The organism is Caloramator sp. E03, assembly GCF_006016075.1.
Lineage (GTDB): Bacteria > Bacillota > Clostridia > Clostridiales > Caloramatoraceae > Caloramator_B.
This window is the reverse complement of record NZ_CP040093.1, coordinates 2,711,674-2,734,048: the sequence shown is the minus strand read 5'-3', so window position 1 is coordinate 2,734,048 and position 22,375 is coordinate 2,711,674. Positions and strand designations below refer to the sequence as shown.

Here is a 22,375-nt window from a genome sequence, read left to right as displayed (position 1 = left end):
TTTAAATGTAAATTAAGTTGAGGTGATAATTTTGAATGAATATTTAAATTATATTTTGGATAACATTGTAAATCTTTCTAACATACCAAGTCCCAGTGGATATACTAACAAGGCAATAAGTTATATTGAAAAAATAGTTAAAGAATTATGCATAAACTACACTATTACAAACAAAGGTTCACTTATTGCAACTATTGAAGGTAAAAACTCTAAATACCAAAGAACAGTCTCAGCTCACATTGATACTCTTGGAGCCATGGTAAAAAAAATTAAAAACAACGGTAGAATAAGCTTTGACAAAATAGGCGGATATATGCTCAATTCAATAGAAGGTGAAAATTGTATCATAGAAACATGCGATGGAAAACAATATACAGGTACAGTTGTAACTACTAAACCATCAGTTCATATACATAGCGATGCTGGACAGATTGAAAGAAAACTTGAAAACATGGAAATTATAATAGATGAAAAGGTTAATGACGATAAAGATGTAGTTAACCTTGGAATAGAAATTGGAGATTTTATATTTTTTGATACAAGAACCCAGATAACAAAAAGTGGTTTTATAAAATCAAGGCATCTTGATGATAAAGCAAGTGCAGGTATACTACTTGGAACTATTAAATATATAGTCGAAAATAATATACCTCTCCCTTACACTACCAACTTTTATTTTACTAACTACGAAGAGGTAGGCCATGGAGCTGCCGCATCTATTCCTGAAAACACTGTTGAGTTTATCGCTGTTGATATGGGGGCTCCTGGAGAAGGACAAAACTCAAGTGAATATTCTGTTTGTATATGTGCAAAGGACTCCCACGGACCTTATGATTATAGCTTAAGATGCAAATTAGTAAACCTCTGCAAAGAAAAAAGCATAGATTATAGAATAGATATTTATCCTCATTATGGTTCTGATGCAAGTACAGCACTTCGTTCTGGTTATGATATAAAAACCGCTCTTATTGGTCCTGGAGTATTTGCATCCCATGGCTATGAAAGAACACATAAAGATGCTATATTAAATACTACAAAGTTACTTGCTGAATATTTATATTTAAACTCTTAAAATTTTAATTTGACCATTGATTATATATAAATATTATGCTATACTCTCATCTTTGACAGTTGCGAGAAGCAAAAAGCCTGTAGAACCATTGAATATCAAGGGCTCTCAGGCTTTTATACTTTTCAAAAAAGTGAACAATGTTTTTTATTTTTTCGTGTCTTTAAAAATTTTCTTCATTTGTTTCATATTAATTATTTGATAATCCGTTCTAAAGCCAAATTTGTCATGTAAATCATCTGTAAAATCAGTCCTTGTATATATTGGAATATAGCCCTCATTCTTAATCTCATAAAAATTCATTTCTCTAAGTCCTGATATAATATCGCTACACGTATATTTTTCTGAAAGCTTTTTTTCTAATAGCCTATATATCATCAGGGAAATGAAACAAGTTGTAAAATGCGCTTTTATTCTATCATCTCTTCTTAAATATACTGGTCTTGCCTTAAACTCTGATTTCATAATACGGAAGGACTCTTCTATTTCCCAACGCCTTCTATTAATTTTTATAATTGCGGCAGCATCATCACTTATATTTGTACATACTGCGTAAAAACCATCATACATTGCCTCTTGTGCTATTAAATCAGCATTAATGCTGTATAATTCTTTTTCAGCTACTTCACCGTCAGGTGTGTAGTGAGTCTTTGAAATAAAGCGTTTGTAATCATTAGCATTACATTTCTTCAATTTTGTAGGATTGGTATCAATAACCTCTTGAGCTCTCTCTATTTGGTTACCTCTTATAGTTCTTTGATAGTTTCTATATTTCAAGGAAAATGTTACAATAAGTTTTTGTTCAAGCCCGTCTTCTTTTATCCAGCGTTCCTTATAAAAAATTTTATTAATATCTGCTTCTTCGTTAATTTCGTTTAAATTATATACTTTGTCTGAATCGCTAAGATGCCATCCTTTGGGGTCTAACGCCCATTCTTTTAAATGTGATTTTAATTTTTTAATAGATTGTGTAGTAATAAAAGCTCGATTTTGTATATTATTAAATTTTCTGTTTGCTGTAGATGCAAGCCCTGCATCTGTACAAATGATAAATTTTGAAAGCCCAAATTCGGATATAATTTTTTGCTCTAAAGGTTTTAAAGTTACTTGTTCATTAGTATTACCTTTGTTTATACAAAATGCAAGGGGGATGCCGTCTCCATCCATGAAAAGTCCCATTTGAACAATTGGATTGGGTCTATGTTCCTTCGATACTCCATACTGTTTTAATCCTTCTTCCTGTTCAATTTCAAAGAAATAGTTGGTGCAGTCATAATAGAGAACTCCTTTATTACGATTGCAAACTTTAAGACTGTTCTTATATAATTCTGACTGAATAAAATCTGTTTCTTCTGAAATTACTTCTAAAGCTCTATAAATATGCTGAAGCTCAAAATCAGGCTGCTCAATAAATTTTTTTGATAGTTCGTATGTAGCAAGCTTAGATGATGGATAAATAATTCTTGCATAAATTAATCTTGATAGTATTGAATTTAGATTAAAATTAAATTTATGTTTATCCGAAATATTTTTACAGATATTTTGCAGCCCAAGCTCGTTATATATTTTTTGTAAAAACAAGTAACTACCATTAAAAGTATGCTGTTCGTCTTTGTTAATTTGTTTAACAGGCGAGTATTTTACTAATATTTCTCTTTTCTCTTCTTTTTCTTTTCTATTTAACTCTTCAACGTACCTCTTCCCCCATTCTATAGGGTCTTGTCCGTTTAGTTTTTTTAAAAGTTCATCATAAGTGCCAAGCTTCTCAACTACTTTTGAAGTACGATTGCCTTTTTCATAAACAGATTTAACTACGTATAAGGATGCTGCATTTTTTGATTTAACAATTTGTAATCTCATTTTTTCACATCTCTTCATATATTTATATCTATATTATAACACATTGTTACACATTGTGCACTATAAAAATTTAAAATTTGACAAAAAAATAAGCCTATATCAAGGCTTTAAGGCACTTTTTTTGTCTTGCAACTGTCAAAGACCCGAGATGCTATATTAAATACTACAAAGTTACTTGCTGAATATTTATATTTAAACTCTTAAAATTTTAATTTGACCATTGATTATATATAAATATTATGCTATACTTATAAAGTAAAAATTAATAGAGATTTAACCAACTTAGACCCTATCCTCCTTAATTTGGGAGTATGAGTCTTTGAGTCGTTAAATCCCTAATCCCAAATTTAGGAGGTTTGTAAAATGGCAGACAAAACATTAGTATGCAAAGATTGCGGAAAAGAATTTATATTCACAGAAGGCGAGCAGGCTTTCTACAAGGAAAAAGGTTTTGAAAACGAACCATTAAGATGCCCAGAATGCAGAAAAGCAAGAAAGCAACAAAGAAGAAATAACGAAAACAGATCCTTCAGAAAGTAATATCGCAAAATTAGCTCCCATTTTGGGGAGCTTTTTATTTTTCATAAAATTTTTCAAGCCCAACATCATATAATCCATATTTATACCATTCATTATCATCAAAGTGCCACCACTCGCTATTCAATCTTAAAAATCCAGCTTCTGTCATTATTCTTCCGAGTAATTCCCTATTTTCTATAGCTTCTTTTGGTACATCCATAAAGTTTATTGAAGCTCTATTTGAAAACTCATCAAACTCAGAAGGCATTAACAATTCTTCTCCATTTTTATTAACTAAGGTAACATCTACTGCAGCACCTCTATTATGCTTTGACCCTTTCCAAGGAGGAGCAACAAAATCCTCATTTTGTACTAAATCCCACATAAGTTTTTGAACAGATAAAGGCCTGTATGCATCAAAAACCTTAATTCTGTATCCTAACCTTTTAGCCTCAGAATTTGCTTTTAAAAGTTTTTTTGCAGTTTCAAGCTGAAGTATACATAGTGACAAAGGATATATTTTCTTTTTTAAAAAATTATTATCTGTTGCATATCTTAAATCAATTACTAAAGAATCATCTATATCCATAACATTTACAAGACCTTCAATAGTTTTAAGTTTTCCCATACTCTCATCCTTTCACTTTTCTAAATTTAATTATACTACAGATTATAAAAATATAATATTTGAAAATTGGATAGACTAAATTATGAGGTGAAATAATGGGTAAAGAAATTCTTGGAATAATTTTTTCAGCTATTGCCGGTGCATTAATGAGTATGCAGGGAGTATTCAACACAAGAGCTTCAGAGAAGATGGGACTTTGGGAAATAAACGTATTTGTTCAGGGGACCGGTTTTTTGATTACCCTGATAGTTTTTTTTATATTCGGTAATGGAAATATTAAAAGAATATCAGAGATAAACAAACTTTACCTTACAGGAGGTTTAATAGGCGTATTTATAATTTTTACAGTTATGAAAGGTATGAAAATGCTAAGCCCTACTTATGCTGTTTCTATAATTTTAATAACCCAGCTTATTACTGCAGCTATTATTGACTGCTGTGGATTATTTGAAACTAAAAAGTTAGTATTTCATTTTTCAAAAATTCTCGGAGTAATAATAATGATTATTGGAATTATCATTTTTAAATGGAAAGGTTAATTATAAATATTTTTATAATTTTTGGGGAAAAATAAGAAATGCTCATCAAAATTTATCTATAGGAAGGTGAATAGTTTGAAGGCAGTAATAATGGCTGGAGGAGAAGGAACAAGGCTGAGACCTCTCACAACTGGAATTCCAAAGCCTATGGTTCCTATTATAAATAAACCCGTTATGGAGCATATAATAAATCTTTTAAAAAAATTTAAAATATATGATATTACTGCAACACTTTATTATCTTCCATCAGCAATAACAGACTACTTTGGAAACGGAAAAGAATTCGGTGTTGACCTACACTATTCTACTGAAGTCACTCCTTTAGGTACAGGTGGAAGTGTTCTTAATGTAAAGGACTTTCTTGATAGTACCTTCATAGTTATAAGTGGAGATGCATTAACTGATGTTGACATAGATGATGCATTAAAATTTCATAAAGAAAAAAAATCCATAGCAACACTAATATTAAAAAAAGAACCTGTTCCCCTTGAATACGGTATAGTTATTATTGATGAATCTGGAAGGATAATTAGATTTCTTGAAAAGCCAAGTTGGGGAGAAGTTTTCAGCGATACAGTAAATACTGGAATATATATATTAGAGCCTGAAGTTTTTGACTACTATAAAAAGGGCGATGTATTTGATTTTAGCAGAGATCTTTTTCCTAAACTTTTAAAAGATAATATGCCAATGTATGGATATATTACAGATAGATACTGGTGTGATATTGGAGACATTTTAACATATAAAGAAACGAGCTTTGATATCCTTAAAAATTTAGTAGAGGTTAATAAATATTATAATGAAATTTCTCCAAATATATTTGTTGGAGAAGGAACAATTGTATCAAATACCGTTCAAATAAATCCTCCTGTTTTAATTGGCAATAATTGCATTATAAAAGACAATGTTCTTTTGGATAGTTTTACAATAATTGGTGACGGATGTACAATTGAAGCAAACTCAAGTCTTAAACGAAGTATCCTATGGAACAATTCCCATATAGGTAAAAAAGTTCAGTGCAGAGGAACTATTATTTGCAATAAAGTTACTATACAGGATAATTCAAACCTATACGAAGGCTCTGTAATAGGTCATGAATGTTATATATCTCAAAAAGTTACAATAAAACCTGATGTAAAGATATGGCCTTTTAAAAATATAAAAGAAGATTCAATAGTAAGCAAAAATCTTGTTTGGGGAGATGGAACATCTAAAAATTTGTTCGGCAACTGTGGTATATGTGGAAGCTTTAACGTTGAAATAACTCCAGAATTTGTTTCATTAATTGGTTCTGCCTTCGCATCTTTAATAAAAAAGGATACCCCTATCATAGTAAGTTCAGATGGACAAAATGCTTCTGACCTTTTAAAAAATTCTCTTTTATCTGGTGTATCCTCTGCTGGTGTAGGTGTAATTAATATAGGAAGCAGTACAATTCCAATAAATCGATTTGCTGTTAAATTTTATAGTGCATCTGGAGGCATACATATTAGCTGTGATAATAAAGGTAAAGATATAATTCATATTGAGTTTATTAACGAAAATGGAGGCAATATTGATAGGTCAACAGAAAAGAAAATTGAACAGTTATTCTTAAGGCAAGATTTTGAAAGATGTAATTCTAATTCAATAAAGCCTATTATAAACGTTGAAAACTTTTCATCGCTATATATATTAAATAGTTTAAATAACATAAAAAATCTCACTGAAATTAAAAGAAACAGGCCAAAGATAATTATTGCGTCTGCAAATAATAACATTCTTTCTATTTCTCTCTCTCTCTTTGAACAAATGGGGTGCTACGTTGAATACGAACATTTAGATAATAGCAAAAATATAAACAATTATATCAAACATATATCAACTATAGTTAAAAAAAGAAATATGGATATTGGAGCTATAATAAGTTCTTCTGGTGAGGATTTAACCTTAATTGATAATCTTGGGAGAATTATAAACAAAGAAAGATATATAATTCTTGCAGCTCTAATTTTACTCAAATCAGGAAGAACAAAAAAAATTGTAGTTCCATACAATACAACTATGGCAGTAGAAGATATTGCAAAACAATATGGAGCTCATGTAATTAGAACTAAGCTTTCTACTTCCAGCATTATGAATGAGATGTTAAAAAATACTGAGGATGAAGGCTATATTCTACAGTATATTCTAAACTTTGATGGAGTATATGCATTAGCAAAAATATTGGATTATCTTACAGAACATTCACTACTTTTAAGTAGCCTTGTAGATGAAATTCCTGCTTTTTATTTAGATAAGAAAGAGATAAAATGTGATTTCACTGATAAAGGAAGAATAATTAGAATGCTAATTGAAGAATCTAGAAACAAAAATATAGAGCTATTTGAAGGAATCAAAATAAATACTGATAAAGGCTGGGCTCTAGTTCTGCCAGATAACGAAAAACCTGTTCTAAATATTTTTTCCGAAGGTTACTGTGAAGAATATGCTAGTGAAATTTCACAGACAATTATTGATAAGATAAATTTTCTACTAAAAATAAGAGACTAATTTTGAAAGGATAGGGAGATAGGATGTATTGGGTTATTATAATATTTGCAATAGCTTTTATAATAATACTACTCAAAAAAATTGATATTAATATTCAAACAAGTGATTTAATAATAAATGATGCCCTTTTATCTAATGAGGAGCTTATACAACATGCCCGCGATATTGCAAATGAGCACCTCAAATGCAAAAGAAAAAAAAGCTCCTCCCAACTTTTCAAAAGGCTCGATGAAAACTTTAAATTCATTACTAAGACCTATTTATACCTTAATGAAAATTCAAAGATGGGGCTACCACTATGTCCTGGCTCTGATTGGCTTCTTGACAATTTCTACGTTATTGAAGAACAGTACAAGAATTTAAAACAAAACTCCAATGCAAAATTCTTCAATAAAATAAATATACTAAAAAGCGGGCGCCATAAGAATTATCCAAGGGTATTTTTGCTCGCAGTTGAATTAATATCTCATACTGATGGAAGGCTTGACAAAAATCAACTGGTTGATTTTATTACTTCTTATCAATCTATATCACCCTTATCTATGGCTGAACTCTGGAGCCTTTCCTTTATGATAAAAATAGCATTAATTGAAAACATAAGGCATACTTGTGAAAAGATACTCTTTGTTCAAAATCAATGGGTAAAGGCTGAAAAACTTAAGGACATGGATCATTCCAGTATAATTAAATCAATAAGGAAAAACACTGAAGAAATTACGCCTTCATTATTTCCATATATCGAACATGCTTTAAGGGTTTTAAGAAAAAATGACATTAATTTATATACAATATTCAACCATTTTAATACTAAACTTAGTAATCTTGATTTAGACGTTGAAAGCGTTATAAAAAGAGAACATCAAGAGCAGTCTTCATATCAAATAACAATGGGAAACTGTATTTCAAGCCTTAGGCTTTCAAATGTATTAGATTGGAAAGAAATATTTGAATCTTTGTCTTTAGTAGAAAAAATATTAAGAAAAGATCCTATTGGTGTATATTCAAAGCAAGATTTTGAAAGTAGAAACTATTATAGAAAAGCATTGGAAAAAATTGCTCATGATATTAAGAAATCCGAAACAACTGTCGCCAAAAAAGTACTTGAGCTTGCTAACTCATCAAAAGAATCACAAAAAAGCCTAAAAGAATGCCATGTAGGATACTATATCATTGGGAAAGGCAAAAAATACCTTTTTGAAGAACTTGGTAAATCAAAAGTAATAAATCTCTCTTATGCTTTTAAATTTGCATTTACTTTTATTTTAACAACTTTATTAGCTAGTTTTTTGCCTGCTTGCTATGTATATCAAAGACAAGGTATTTTAATGTCTATTTTTTGCTTTATAATTTTCATAATTCCCGCAACCCAAATTGCTCTTGATTTATCAAATTATATTTTTAGCAATACAATCTTTCCAAAATTACTGCCAAAACTTGATTTAAAAGATGGCATACCTGAAGATTGTTCAACATTAGTTATAGTACCAACAATATTACCTGATGAAAACCGTACAATTGAGCTTATTAAAAACCTTGAAATTACTTATGCCGCAAATGGTCAGGAGAATATATACTTTGCAATCGTAGGAGATTTAAAAGATTCCAATAAAGAAATTGAAGATACTGATAAGAATATAATACAAACTGCTTTAGAAAAAATATCCGAGTTAAATAAAAAATATTCTAAAGGAAAAGATATATTTTATGTTTTTATCAGGAAAAGAACCTTCAACTCTTCTGAGAGAAAATGGATTGGATACGAAAGAAAAAGAGGAGCAATTTTAGAGCTAAACAATCTTATAAAGGGAAGCAATGACACAACTTATTCAATTATATCTGGAAGTATAGAAAACCTAAAGGATATAAAATATATTATAACCCTTGACGCTGACACTATAATGCCTATTGGATGTGCAAGTAGACTTATAGGCACAATATCCCATCCCTTAAACATGGCAGAATATGATGAAAATAAAAATATAGTAACAGAAGGATATGGAATAATCCAGCCAAGAATTGGTATAAACATTGATGTAACTATAAAATCAATATTTAATTGTATTTTTGCAAGTAACGCTGGTATCGATCCTTATTCTTCAGCTATGTCAGATCTTTATCAAAATATATTTAATGAAGGGATATTCACAGGTAAAGGAATATATGACATTGATATTTACAGAAAATGCCTTAATGATGCTATACCCGATAATACCGTATTAAGTCATGACCTACTTGAAGGAAGTTATTTAAGATGCGGGCTTGCAACAGACATTGAATTAATTGACAGCTTTCCTGAAAAGTACAGTTCTTACATAATGAGACTTCATAGATGGACTCGTGGAGATTGGCAAATAATACAGTGGTTATCTAAAAAAATAAAGAACAGAAAAGGAGAAATAATCAAAAACCCATTATCATCCCTTTCAAAACTAAAAATACTTGATAACATGAGAAGAAGCCTTGTTCCTTTATTTTTAATGCTTATTATTTTACTTGGAAGTACAATTTTCCCAGGAGATTTAATTTTCTATATTGGCTACTCGTTATTCATAGTTTTCTTTACACTCTTTACATTTATATTAGGATATATAAATTATGGACATTATAAAGGCTCAAGAAAGAGAATAAACGGCAATATAATCTATGGTATAAAATCAATATTATATGAAGATATACTTATGTTTATTTTTCTACCCTATCATGCTTTTATTTTATGTGATGCTATAATAAAAGCACAATATAGACTCTTTATATCAAAACATAAACTTCTTGAATGGATAACTGCCGCTGATGCTGAAAAAAAATCAAGAAACGACCTTAAAGGATATTATAAGAATATGTCTTCTCAGATTATTATTTCTTTGATATTTTTATCAATTGTATCAATATTCAAACCATCAGATATAATTCTGTCTGCTTTATTATCTTTTATTTGGCTTATTGCACCTTACGTAGCTTATTATATAAGCAAACCAATCATCAGTAAAAAATATGAATTAAGCAATGAAGATAAGGAAATCTTAATAAGAATAGCAAAGAAAACTTTTGATTTTTATGAAAACTTTACAACCGAATCTGATAATTATCTTCCACCAGATAATTATCAAGAAACACCTGTAAAAAGAATAGCCCATAGGACATCTCCAACAAATATTGGATTTTACCTTATTTCAATGCTTTGTTCTTATGATTTAGGGTTTATAACTTTAAACGAGTTAATTCAAAGAATTGATAGAACAATAACTACAATTGAAAGATTAGAAAAATGGAATGGGCACCTTTATAATTGGTATGATACAAGAACACTTGAGGTATTACGTCCTAAATATATTTCAACTGTAGATAGCGGCAATTTCATAGGATACCTTATAGTTCTAAAGCAGTTTTTTGAGAGTATAACAAATTCAAATGAAATAGCATCATCACTAATTAAAAGAATAGATTATATTATTGACAATACTAAATTTCTACCTCTATACGATGAAAAAAGGAATCTATTTTCGATAGGATACAATGTTGAGGAAGATCATCTTACAAACTCTTATTATGATCTTTTAGCCTCTGAAGCAAGATTAATTAGTTATATTGCTGTTTCAAGGAGGGAGGTTCCTGTTTCTCATTGGTTTAAACTTGGGCGTTCCCTTACGCTCATTGATAGATATGAAAGCTTAGTATCCTGGACTGGAACAATGTTTGAATATTTAATGCCTGCCCTTGTTATGAAATACTATGACAACACCCTTTTATCTGAAACCTATAAAACTTCAATAAAGGCACAAATTAAATATGGCAACAGAAGAGGTGTTCCTTGGGGTACATCTGAATCAGGTTTTTATACCTTTGATCTTGCTTTAAACTATCAATATAAAGCCTTCGGTGTACCCGATCTTGGGCTTAAAAGAGGATTATCTAGCGATATGGTAATTTCCCCCTACTCTACAATACTTGCTCTACCCTTTAGCCCAAAGGAAGCTATACTAAACTTAAAAAAACTCATTGAAAAGGGGATTGAAGGAAAATATGGATTATATGAAGCTATAGATTATACACCAGATAGACTCCCTTTTAACAAAAATCATGCTATAGTTGAAAGCTATATGGCCCATCATCAGGGAATGATTCTAGTATCTTTAAACAACTTCCTAAACGATAACATTATAATAAAAAGATTCCATTCCTCACCTTTTATGAAAGCTGGAGAATTTTTGCTTCAAGAAAAAATACCAGTAAGAGCTATAATAACTAAAGAGCATAAAGAAACTATAAAGCCTTTTGAAAAGGTTGAAGGAATTGAAGTTACAACTGCAAGTCATTATGGCTACAATACTATAATTCCTAAATGTCATATGCTTTCAAATGGATATTACACCCTGATGATAAATAACAGTGGTTCAGGATTTAGCAAAGCTCAAGACATAAATATTTCAAGGTGGAGAGAAGATACAGTGTCAAGAGGTTATGGGCAGTTTTTCTTCATTCGTGATTTAGAATCTAATTATATTTGGTCAGGAACCTTTGAACCTTTAAATGTTAAACCAGATAGATATGATTCTAAATTTTCTCAAGATAAGGCCGAATTTATAAGACTTGATGGGGATATAGAAACTCATATTGAAATATGTGTTTCTCCAGAAGATAACTGTGAGATTAGAAAGATAACCTTAAGAAATGTTTCCAATTCTATACGTTCAATTGAAATAACAAGCTATCTAGAGGTTGTTTTATCTCACCAGGCAGCAGATGTTGCTCATCCTGCCTTTAATAACCTATTTATAAGAACCGAATGGGTAGAAGAAAATAAAACTCTTCTTGCATCAAGAAGACAGCGTGAGATAAATAAAAACACTCTTTGGGCTTTTCATACATTAACTGCCCACTGTGAATCTGTAACAAATATTGAATATGAAACCGATAGATATAAATTCATTGGTAGAAACAGATATATCGCTAATGCCCATGCATTAAACCATCCTTTAACAAATACAATAGGACCTGTTCTTGATCCTATTATGAGCTTAAGATGTAGAGTAACAATAGAACCTAACAAGAGCATAACTGTATCCTATATTACCGGTTATGCAGATAATAAAGAAATTGCCTTAGAGCTATCTCAAAAGTATAGTCAGGTTTCAAATATAGAAAGAACATTTGAACTTGCTTATGTAAGAAGCCTAATGGAAACTAAATACTTAAATCTTAAAGAATCTGATATTAAGCTTTATAATAATTTGATGTCCCATATTATTTATCTAAGTCCTATAAGACAAAAATATAGTGATATTATAAAAAACAATGTTAAAGGTCAAAGTGGCCTTTGGGCTTATGGAATCTCTGGGGATTTACCTATTGTACTTACAACTATAAAAAAAGCTGATGATATTGAAATTGTAAAGGAAATGTTAAAAGCATTTGAATATTGGAGAACAAGAGGACTTAAAGTGGATCTTGTTATATTAAACGAGGACGAAGGCAGCTACCTTGAACCTCTTCAAAACCTTTTAAGGGATTTAGTTTTCTCTGGAAGTTTTAGAAGTTTTATTGACTGCACAGGCGGAATATTCATTAGAAGTGCATCAAATATGCCAAAGGAAGACATTACTCTTTTATATTCCGTTGCAAGGATTGTTATAAAAGCTGAGCTTGGAAACATTCTTAATCAAGTAGATCTAAGCTGGTACAATATACCTAAGAGCAAACCCATAAACAAAATTAAAAATACTGAAATTGAATACCTAAACGGTGATGATAATTTAAACCTTAAGTTTTTCAATGGATATGGCGGCTTTGATGAGGATAAAAAAGAATATGTTATAAAACTAAAAAAAGATTTAAGCACTCCTGCACCTTGGATAAACGTAATTTCAAACAAAAATTTTGGGTTTATTATTAGTGAAAGTGGTGGAGGTTATACTTGGGCAGAAAATAGCCGTGAAAACAAAATTACTCCTTGGTCTAATGATCCTGTGTGTGATACTTTAGGAGAAATAATTTATATAAGAGATGATGAAACTGGTGAGTTTTGGACTATCACTCCTTCTCCAATAAGGGAAAAAGAACCTTATTATGTGTACCATGGTTTTGGATATTCAAGATTTAATCACTATAGCCATGGAATTGATGGTCTGCTTACTTTATTTGTCCCTTTAAATGACAATATTAAGATATGTTATCTAAATTTAAAAAATAAATCTAACTCTAATAGAAAACTATCTATCTTTCACTATTTAAGACCTGTTATGGGAGTTTCAGAGCATATAAGTGAACAGTTTATATCAACTAAGTTTAATAAAGATTTTAATGCTCTGCTATTTACTAATTCATATAATACAGACCATCCAAATAGAGTTTGTTTTATATCTTCATCAATAGATGCTAAAAGTTATACAACTGACAGAATGGAGTTTTTAGGACCTTATGGTAATATATATTCTCCCAAAGCCTTAGAGTATTCTACCCTTTCTAACACTACAGGCTGTGGATTTAACACTTGTTGTGTCCTCCACTACGTATTAGATATACCATCTTGCAGTGAAAAAGAATTAGTACTTCTTATAGGAGAAAGCACTAATGAAAGCTCAGCTCTAAGTCTATGCAAAGATTATAAAAATATTTCTAACTGTAAAGAATCCCTTAAAAAAGTTATATTATTCTGGGAAGATATATTAGGTACTATAAAAGTAGATACTCCTGATGAGTCTATGAATATAATGCTTAACCATTATCTACTCTACCAGACTATCTCCTGCAGACTATGGGCAAGATCGGCTTTTTACCAGTCAGGAGGAGCTTATGGATTTAGAGACCAACTTCAAGATACACTATGTATCTTATACTCAATGCCTGATGTTGCAAAAAAGCAAATTCTGCTTCATGCAGCCCATCAATTTGTTGAAGGAGATGTTCTACACTGGTGGCACAGTGGAGCTTATGACAGAGGCATTAGAACAAAATTCTCTGATGACCTTGTATGGCTTGCTTATATTACAGCAGAATATATTGAAAAGACAGGAGACTATGACATATTAAATGAAATTGTAGGATATGTTGAAGATGTTCCTTTAAAAGAGGATGAAGATGAAAAATATATTATACCAAGAATATCTGATGAAAAGTCAACTATATATGAACATTGCATTAGAGCAATAGATAGAGCTCTTAAATTTGGACCTAACGGAATTCCTCTTATGGGAAGTGGCGATTGGAACGATGGCATGAATGCTGTTGGAAGAAAAGGAAGAGGTGAAAGTATATGGCTAGGTTTCTTCTTGTATGATACTCTTAAAAAATTCATACCTCTTTGCAAATATATGAAAGATGAAGAAAAAGCAGCATATTATGAAGAAATATCAAAGCACATTGTTTCTTCTATCGAAAAAAATGCATGGGATGGTCAGTGGTATAAACGTGCATACTTTGATGATGGAACCCCCCTTGGTTCATCTGTAAATTCAGAATGTAAAATAGATTCTATTGCTCAATCTTGGGCCATAATATCCGATGCTGCACAATTCGATAGAGCACAAAGGGCTATAAAATCAGTTTATGACTATCTTGTTAAAGAAGAGGATGGTTTAATACTTTTATTTACTCCTCCCTTTGATAAAGGTGAATTAAATCCTGGATATATAAGAGGCTACGTTCCAGGAGTTAGAGAAAACGGTGGTCAATATACACATGCTTCAACATGGGTTATTTATGCTTATGCTAAACTCGGTGATGGAGATATGGCACACCACTTATTCAACCTTATAAATCCACTAAACCATACAAGAACACAAATGGAATGCAACAAATATAAAGTAGAACCTTATGTAGTTGCTGCTGATGTATATGCCTCAAAGCCACATATAGGAAGAGGAGGTTGGACTTGGTATACCGGTTCTTCAAGCTGGATGTATAAAGTTGGGCTTGAAAAAATACTGGGATTTGAGAAAAAAGGTGATATTCTCTATATTAACCCTTGCATACCCTCTGATTGGAAGGAGTTTTCAATTAGATACAAATATAAAAATACATTTTATAATATTAAAGTCCAAAATCCTAACGGCTTAAATACAGGAGTTCAATCCATATCAATGGACGGAATAAGTACTAAAGACAATAGAATACCTCTTATTGACGATAGATCAGAACATAATATTAATATAATCATGGGGCACCTGTAAGCTATAAAATAATATAATTTATTAAAGGCGGGATTTAATTAATTCCGCTTTTTTAATGTAATTCAACTTAATTATGTAACTTTTTGTAAATATAAAAGGTTTAATGTTAACTAACCATTATTTACATTGTTATTTTTATTTAAGTATTATTGAAAAATAATTTTTTATATTATATAATTTCAAACGGTTATCTTTATATTTCTTAAAGTAGGAGGAATTTATGTTAAAATTCGTACAAATACTTATGATAGTTCTTGGAGCAATTATTTTTTTATTAGTTACAAAGGAATTTACTAAAAAATTTAAAAAAGGTACTTTAGAAAAAGGTAACTCAATTGTCATCGGCTTTGTAGGTATATTTGCAAATTTCTTAGATACTCTTGGAATAGGTAGTTTTGCTATTGAAACAGGCTTTTTTAAAAACTTTAATCTTGTTGATGACAGACTTATTCCAGGTACTCTAAACGTTGGTGCTACAATACCAACAATATTTGAAGCCTTAATATTTTTAACTGCAATAAAGGTTGACCCTTTAACTCTATTTTCTATGATATTTTCATCAGTTTTAGGAGCAATATTCGGCGCAGCAATAGTATCTAAACTTAATAAAAAAGCCATACAAATTTCTATGGGATTTGCACTGATTGTTGTTGCATTATTCATGCTTGGAGGACTGCTCCATATTTTCCCTTCAGGAGGTAATTTAAGTGGTCTTTCCGGACTTAAAATTATAATAGCACTAATAGGCAACTTTATAATAGGTGCTTTAAATTGCCTTGGAATAGGAAACTATGCCCCTTGTATGGCTCTTGTATTTGCTCTTGGAATGAACCCCAAGGTGGCATTCCCAATAATGATGGGCTCTGCGGCACTTTTAATGCCTGCTGCATCTTTCAAATTCATAAAAGAAGAAGCTCATTCCACAAAGGCATCTTTCATTATATCATTACTTGGACCTATTGGTGTTTTAATAGCAGCATTTATAGTAAAGTCCTTACCCCTTGGAATATTAAAATGGGTAGTAGTCGGAGTATTAATTTACACATCTATTGCAATGTTTAAGTCAGCTAAATACAATGAAAAATATGTTAAACAAGATTTAGCAGCGTAAACATAAGTTTAAATTTTAAGCCCTCGATATTTCTCGAGGGCTAATATTTTATAACTTCTTAAAATATAGCATCTATCTTTTACAAATAGCCTTTGCACCACTCACCTTGAAGCGAATTAATGCTATGTCAAAATCCAAATATATTTTTAAGATATTCTGGTAACTTTTCTTCTGCTCTATCATTAATTATAGTTACTTTTGCACCAGCATTTCTTGCAATATACACCAAATCTGAGGATGTTGAAGTATAAAAAGAAGTTCCAACTACAAGTAACTCATTGGTTGTTGCTATTAATTCAACTGCATTAAAATATAATGGAATCATATCACCATAAAGAACTACATTTGGTTGCAGCAAACTTTCACATTCATCACAATAAATTCTTTTCTTTACTATATTAAAATCAAAAGTTTTTTTGCATTTTTTACATTCTACATACTCTAAATTTCCATGTATCTCAATCACATTCTTGCTTAAAGCTTTTTTATGTAGTCCATCTATGTTCATTGTAACAATTGGTATATCATATTTTGCCAAAGCAATATGTGCTGGATTAGGCATTGCCATATCTATTTTTTCTTTCATCTTTAATAAAATATCATAAAAATTTTCAGGATTACTTTCAAAGTAGTCCCTACTTAACTTTTGTCTTAAATCTCCCATTTCTTCAAAGGTTGGAATTCCACTTGGTTTTGAAATCCCAGCACCTGTTAACGCAACCAATTTCATAACAATCCCTCACATCCGAATTACATAAAATACTTCTTATTATATTTTAGCTCTTTAAAACATAAAAAATGTTAAATATTTGTAAATAAATTGAATTTACTTAATTACAGTGGTAAAATATCTTTAATTTATTTTTATGCAGTTAATGTTATTTTTATTTATATATAGAGGAGGGTTCTTATGCACAAAAAATTATTCATTCCAGGTCCGGTTGAAGTACAATCGGATGTATTAGAAAAAATGGCAACACCAATGATAGGTCACAGGAGCAAAGAAGCCTCTATGCTTCAAAGAAGAATAAGCGATAAATTAAGACAGGTATTTTATACTCAAGAAGAAATTCTTCTCTCTACATCTTCTGGTAGTGGACTTATGGAAGGTGCAATCCGTTCTTGCACTTCAAAAAGGGCTGCTGTTTTTTCAGTGGGCGCATTTGGTAAAAGATGGTATGAAATGGCTTTATATAATAATGTTCCTGCTGATTTATTTGAATGTGAAATGGGTAAAGCTACAACTCCTGATATGGTTGATGATGTTCTAAAAACCGGAAAATATGACCTTGTTACAATAACTCATAATGAAACATCCACTGGAGTTATGAATCCAATTGAAGAAATATCAGAGGTTATAAAAAAATATCCAAACATTGTATGGTGCGTTGACACAGTAAGTTCAATGGGAGGAACAAAAATAGAAGTTGATAAACTTGGTATTGATATATGTATAACTTCTTCTCAAAAAGCATTAGGTCTTCCTCCAGGACTTTCAATTTGTTCATTCTCAAAAAAGGCAGTAGAAAGAGCAAAAACTGTTCCTTATAGAGGATTTTATTTAGATTTATTATCACTTTATAACTATATACAAAAAAGGATTATCAGTATCCTTCTACTCCATCCTTATCTCACATGTTTGCACTTGATTACCAGTTAGATAAGATTCTTAATGAAGGTCTAGAAAATAGATTTAGAAGACATATTGAAATGGCAAACTATGTTAGAAACTGGGCTAAAAAATATTTTGAGCTTTTTGCTGATGATAGATATTTATCAAACACTGTGACTGCTGTTAAAAATACAAGAAATATTGATGTAGCTGATTTAAATAAAAAACTTGGCGAAAGAGGATTCCAAATATCAAACGGTTATGGCTCATTAAAGGATAAAACATTTAGAATTGCCCATATGGCTGACTCTACAATAGATGATATTAAAGAGCTTATTGAAAATATCAACGATATTCTTGGGTTAAAATGATTGGAGGGTTTTTATGGTTAGAATTCTTATTTCAGACGGACTTGACGATGATGCAATAGATTTATTAAAACAAAAAAACTATGAAGTTGTTTGTGAACACTACGAGCCTGAAATATTACTTGAAAAAATAAAGGATTTTAACTGTTTAGTTGTACGATCAGCAACTAAAGTAAGGAAACCATTAATTGATAAATCTTTGGAAAGTAAGAACTTAAAACTTATAATAAGAGGTGGTGTAGGTGTTGATAATATAGATGTTGAGTATGCAGAAAATAACGGTATTGCAGTAAGGAATACGCCTTCTGCAAGCAGCATTTCCGTTGCTGAGCTCACTCTATGCCACATGCTTGCACTAAGCAGGTTTCTTCACATATCAAATGTAACTATGCGAGATAATAAATGGGAAAAGAAAAAATATGAAGGTACTGAGCTTTTTGGTAAAACTCTTGGTCTTATAGGTTTTGGAAGAATAGCAAGAGAAGTAGCTAAAAGAGCTTATTGTTTAGGCATGAATATAATTTACTATGATATATTAGGTAAAGCTGAAGGATATGATGAATATGAATTCTGTAGCTTCGATGATGTACTAAAAAAATCTGATTATGTATCTCTTCATATTCCTTACGATGAAAAAAGTGGCACAGTTATAGGTAAGAGGGAACTTTCATTGATGAAAAATACAGCCTTTCTTATAAATTGTGCAAGAGGTGGGGTTGTTGATGAATCTGCACTCCTTGATGCTTTAAATAATAATGTAATTGCTGGTGCAGGATTAGATGTATTTGAAGAAGAACCTTCAAAAAATGAAGCTCTAATAAATCATCCTCAAGTTTCTGTAACACCTCATATAGGTGCTTCAACAGTAGAGGCACAAAAGAGAATTGGTTTTGAAATTGTTGATATTATAGATAGTTTTTTCAATTAAGGAGGATTTAAATGGCAGTTTTAAGAGCATTTAAGGCAATAAGACCTATAAAGGATTTAGCTCACAAAGTAGCAGCCCTTCCCTACGACGTTTTAAACAGTGAGGAAGCAAAAGCTATAGCTAGTAACAATCCTTATTCATTTTTGCATATTGATAAGGCTGAAATAGACTTTCAAGAAGATATTTATATATATGATAAAAGAGTATATGAAAAAGCACGAGATAATTTAAATGATTTCATAAAAAAAGGTATATTTATTGAAGAGAATAAACCATGTCTATATTTATACCGTCTAACAATGGAGGGTAGAAGTCAAATAGGAATAGTTGGCTGCACCTCAATAGATGATTATTTAAATAATATAATAAAAAAACATGAACACACAAGACAAGATAAAGAAGAAGATAGGATAAACCATGTTGATTATTGTAATGCAAATACTGGCCCTATATTTTTAACATATAAAGATAATGAAGAAATAAATGATATAGTAGATAAATGGACAAAAAAATCACCTTTATATGATTTTACAAGCGATGATAATATAAAACATACAGTTTGGGTAATAGATGATGATACTACTATTTGCAAGTTAATTGATTTATTTAGTAAAATTAATAATATTTATATTGCTGATGGTCATCACAGAGCAGCCTCTGCTGTTAAGGTAGGCTTAAAAAGGCGTAGTGAAAATGCTAACTATAATAAAGATGCAGAATTTAATTATTTCTTATCAGTTCTTTTTCCAAGCTCGCATCTTTATATAATGGACTATAATAGGGTTGTTAAGGATTTAAATGGTCTTTCAATTGACGAATTTTTAAATATGGTTACTGGAAAATTTTATATAACATTATATGAAAAATCTGAACCTTTTAAGCCTCAAGAAAAGCATACCTTTGGTATGTATATAAATAATAAATGGTTCATATTAAAGGCAAAGGAAGGAACCTTTGATGAAAGCAATCCTATAGAAAAACTTGATGTTTCAATACTTCAAAATAATCTTTTAAGACCTATACTTGGAATTGATGACCCAAGAACCAGTGATAGAATAGATTTTATAGGTGGAATAAGAGGATTAAAAGAACTTGAAAAGAAAGCTAATAAATTTAATGGAGTTGCTTTTTCTATGTATCCTACAACAATTGATGATTTAATGGATATTGCAGACGTTGGAGAAGTTATGCCTCCAAAATCTACATGGTTTGAACCTAAATTAAGAAGTGGGCTATTTATTCATAAGCTATAAAAAGACCAGCAAAATTTACTGGTCTTTTTATTTTATATTTTTTCTCTTTTTGTATAATGTGTATGAAGAAGTCTGTGTGCTTTTTCTCCTCCAATCTCTCCAATATATTCTTCATACATTTTTAATACAGCAGGATTTTCATGGGATTTTCTAATTTTTTTATTTCTATCTTCCTTATATATTGCTTCCATTCTCTTTTTAACAACTTCTAAGTTACCAAAATGATATGGCTGCCCTCCTCCATCAATGCATCCTCCAGGACAAGCCATTATCTCTATTGCATGATACTTTGACTCTCCCTTTTGTATGGATTCAAGCAATTTTCTTGCATTTCCAAGACCATGAGCTACTCCTATCCTAATATCTTGACCATTTATATTAATCGTAGCTTCTTTTAATCCATCTAATCCTCTAACACTTTGAAATTCAACATTTTCAAGAGGCTTATTTGTAAGCCATTCATAAGCTGTTCTTAAGGCTGCTTCAATAACTCCTCCAGTTGTACCGAAAATTACTGATGCACCTGTTGATTCTCCAAGTGGGTCATCAAAATCTTCATCAGGAAGACTTGTAAAATCTATTCCAGCTTCTTTTATCATAGCAGCAAGTTCCCTGGTTGTTATTACCAAATCAACATTTTTCTTACCTTCGTGTTTTAATTCTGGTCTTATTACCTCATATTTTTTTGCAAGGCATGGCATTATAGAAACAACAACCATCTTTTCAGGATCAATTCCCAATTTTTCAGCCAAATACGTCTTTGCTATTGTCCCAAACATTATGTGAGGAGATTTGCAGGTTGAAGGTATATCAAGTAAATCAGGAAATTGATGCTCTATGAACTTAACCCAGCTTGGGCAGCAACTTGTTAAAATAGGAAGCCTTCCTCCATTTTGGAGTCTATCTATAAATTCATGGGCTTCCTCTAAAATAGTTACATCTGCAGCAAAATCTGTATCAAAGACCTTTTTAAATCCTAGTCTTTTTAATGCTGCAACCATTTTGCCGGTTACAATACTTCCCGGTTCCATACCGAATTTCTCTCCAAGTGCTACCCTAATTGCCGGGGCTGTTTGAACTATAACATATTTATCAGGATCTGAAAGTACCCCCCATACCTTAGAAACATGGCTCATTTGTGTTAATGCTGCTGTTGGGCAAACAGCAACACACTGACCACAAAAAGTGCACTGGGTATCTATCATTTGAAGCCCAAATGCAGGTGAAACCACTGTTTCAAAGCCTCTATCTACAGCAGAGTAGACATTACAGGTTTGAACTTCGTTACACATAGTTTCACATCTTCTGCACATTATACATTTATCAAGATTTCTATAAATTGACTCACTTGAGGTATCTTTGGGATATGTTGACATTTTGCCTTTATATCTTATAGTTCTTATTCCCAAATCTGCAGCAAGTTGCTGAAGCTCACATTGAGTATTTTTTTCACAAACTAAGCAATCCGTTGGATGATCTGATAGTAAAAGCTCAACTACTGTTCTTCTTGCTTTTATAGCTCTTGGTGTATCTGTCCTTACTACCATTCCTTCCAAAGCTTCAGTAGCACAGGCTGGAGCAAGATTGCGCCTTCCTTCCACTTCCACAACACAAACCCTACATGATGCTGTTCTATTTACCATTTTAATATCATGTAAATCTAAATAACATAAAGTTGGAATATGTACGTTTACCTTTTTTGCAGCCTCTAAAATTGTTGTCCCTTCAGGCACAGAAATTTTCATTCCATTTATCGTTAAATTGACCATTTTTATTCTCCTTTCTAAG

General features: G+C 31.0%; 12 protein-coding genes and 1 pseudogene. 9 read left to right on the top strand and 4 right to left on the bottom strand.

The features are described from left to right. Positions 1-31: 31 nt before the first annotated feature. The gene (locus FDN13_RS12950; protein WP_168190167.1) at positions 32-1,072 is read left to right on the top strand and encodes a M42 family metallopeptidase; all 1,041 of its coding nucleotides are present in this window, start codon (positions 32-34) and stop codon (positions 1,070-1,072) included. Positions 1,073-1,216: 144 nt separating this feature from the next. Here FDN13_RS12950 and FDN13_RS12945 read toward each other — a convergent pair whose 3' ends face one another. Next, positions 1,217-2,929: an IS1634 family transposase gene (locus FDN13_RS12945; RefSeq protein ID WP_138978594.1), complete on the bottom strand. Its 1,713-nt coding sequence runs from the start codon at positions 2,927-2,929 to the stop codon at positions 1,217-1,219. Positions 2,930-3,292: 363 nt separating this feature from the next. Here FDN13_RS12945 and FDN13_RS12940 point away from each other — a divergent pair, with 363 nt between their 5' ends. Continuing rightward, positions 3,293-3,469: a zinc-ribbon domain-containing protein gene (locus FDN13_RS12940; RefSeq protein WP_078696048.1), complete on the top strand. Its 177-nt coding sequence runs from the start codon at positions 3,293-3,295 to the stop codon at positions 3,467-3,469. A gap of 34 nt (positions 3,470-3,503) precedes the next feature. On the opposite strand, the gene FDN13_RS12935 is transcribed toward FDN13_RS12940, so the two are convergent. Beyond that, a complete protein-coding gene (locus FDN13_RS12935; RefSeq protein ID WP_138980773.1) occupies positions 3,504-4,076 on the bottom strand; it encodes a M15 family metallopeptidase in 573 nt (190 codons plus the stop codon). Between the two features lie 107 nt (positions 4,077-4,183). On the opposite strand from FDN13_RS12935, the gene FDN13_RS12930 reads away from it, so the two are divergent. The 4 genes from FDN13_RS12930 to FDN13_RS12915 all read left to right on the top strand — a co-directional run bounded on the left by FDN13_RS12930 (position 4,184) and on the right by FDN13_RS12915 (position 16,426). Beyond that, complete coding sequence (locus tag FDN13_RS12930; RefSeq protein ID WP_138981108.1) at positions 4,184-4,615, top strand: DMT family transporter; 432 nt, start codon at positions 4,184-4,186, stop codon at positions 4,613-4,615. A gap of 75 nt (positions 4,616-4,690) precedes the next feature. Further along, on the top strand, positions 4,691-7,150 hold the full coding sequence (locus FDN13_RS12925; protein WP_138980772.1) for a sugar phosphate nucleotidyltransferase: 2,460 nt from the start codon (positions 4,691-4,693) through the stop codon (positions 7,148-7,150). 23 nt (positions 7,151-7,173) lie between these two features. Continuing rightward, complete coding sequence (locus FDN13_RS12920; RefSeq protein ID WP_138980771.1) at positions 7,174-15,315, top strand: GH36-type glycosyl hydrolase domain-containing protein; 8,142 nt, start codon at positions 7,174-7,176, stop codon at positions 15,313-15,315. Positions 15,316-15,535: 220 nt separating this feature from the next. Further along, positions 15,536-16,426, top strand: a complete 891-nt coding sequence (locus FDN13_RS12915; RefSeq protein WP_138980770.1) for a sulfite exporter TauE/SafE family protein — start codon at positions 15,536-15,538, stop codon at positions 16,424-16,426. Between the two features lie 127 nt (positions 16,427-16,553). On the opposite strand, the gene FDN13_RS12910 is transcribed toward FDN13_RS12915, so the two are convergent. Then, positions 16,554-17,156, bottom strand: coding sequence for a Sir2 family NAD-dependent protein deacetylase (locus FDN13_RS12910; RefSeq protein WP_138980769.1), 603 nt, complete (start codon positions 17,154-17,156; stop codon positions 16,554-16,556). A gap of 180 nt (positions 17,157-17,336) precedes the next feature. Between FDN13_RS12910 and FDN13_RS12905 the strand changes: the two are divergent. The 3 genes and pseudogenes from FDN13_RS12905 (at position 17,337) to FDN13_RS12895 (ending at position 20,587) form a co-directional block, all read left to right on the top strand. Then, positions 17,337-18,409 (top strand): annotated as a pseudogene (locus tag FDN13_RS12905) (pyridoxal-phosphate-dependent aminotransferase family protein). Between the two features lie 13 nt (positions 18,410-18,422). Beyond that, complete coding sequence (locus tag FDN13_RS12900; protein ID WP_138980768.1) at positions 18,423-19,334, top strand: D-2-hydroxyacid dehydrogenase; 912 nt, start codon at positions 18,423-18,425, stop codon at positions 19,332-19,334. A gap of 11 nt (positions 19,335-19,345) precedes the next feature. After that, positions 19,346-20,587 (top strand): DUF1015 domain-containing protein, encoded by a 1,242-nt coding sequence (locus FDN13_RS12895; protein WP_138980767.1) that lies wholly within the window; start codon positions 19,346-19,348, stop codon positions 20,585-20,587. A gap of 32 nt (positions 20,588-20,619) precedes the next feature. Here the strand turns inward: FDN13_RS12895 and FDN13_RS12890 are convergent, their stop codons facing one another. Then, on the bottom strand, positions 20,620-22,362 hold the full coding sequence (locus FDN13_RS12890; protein ID WP_138980766.1) for an NADH-dependent [FeFe] hydrogenase, group A6: 1,743 nt from the start codon (positions 22,360-22,362) through the stop codon (positions 20,620-20,622). Positions 22,363-22,375: the final 13 nt, after the last annotated feature.

Excerpts from the sequence above, each read along its gene's own strand:
- FDN13_RS12895 (WP_138980767.1), top strand. The coding sequence starts at position 19,346 with ATGGCAGTTTTAAGAGCATTTAAGGCAATAAGACCTATAAAGGATTTA.
- FDN13_RS12920 (WP_138980771.1), top strand. The coding sequence starts at position 7,174 with ATGTATTGGGTTATTATAATATTTGCAATAGCTTTTATAATAATACTA.
- FDN13_RS12940 (WP_078696048.1), top strand. The coding sequence starts at position 3,293 with ATGGCAGACAAAACATTAGTATGCAAAGATTGCGGAAAAGAATTTATA.
- FDN13_RS12910 (WP_138980769.1), bottom strand. The coding sequence starts at position 17,156 with ATGAAATTGGTTGCGTTAACAGGTGCTGGGATTTCAAAACCAAGTGGA.
- FDN13_RS12900 (WP_138980768.1), top strand. The coding sequence starts at position 18,423 with ATGGTTAGAATTCTTATTTCAGACGGACTTGACGATGATGCAATAGAT.
- FDN13_RS12935 (WP_138980773.1), bottom strand. The coding sequence starts at position 4,076 with ATGGGAAAACTTAAAACTATTGAAGGTCTTGTAAATGTTATGGATATA.
- FDN13_RS12915 (WP_138980770.1), top strand. The coding sequence starts at position 15,536 with ATGTTAAAATTCGTACAAATACTTATGATAGTTCTTGGAGCAATTATT.
- FDN13_RS12945 (WP_138978594.1), bottom strand. The coding sequence starts at position 2,929 with ATGAGATTACAAATTGTTAAATCAAAAAATGCAGCATCCTTATACGTA.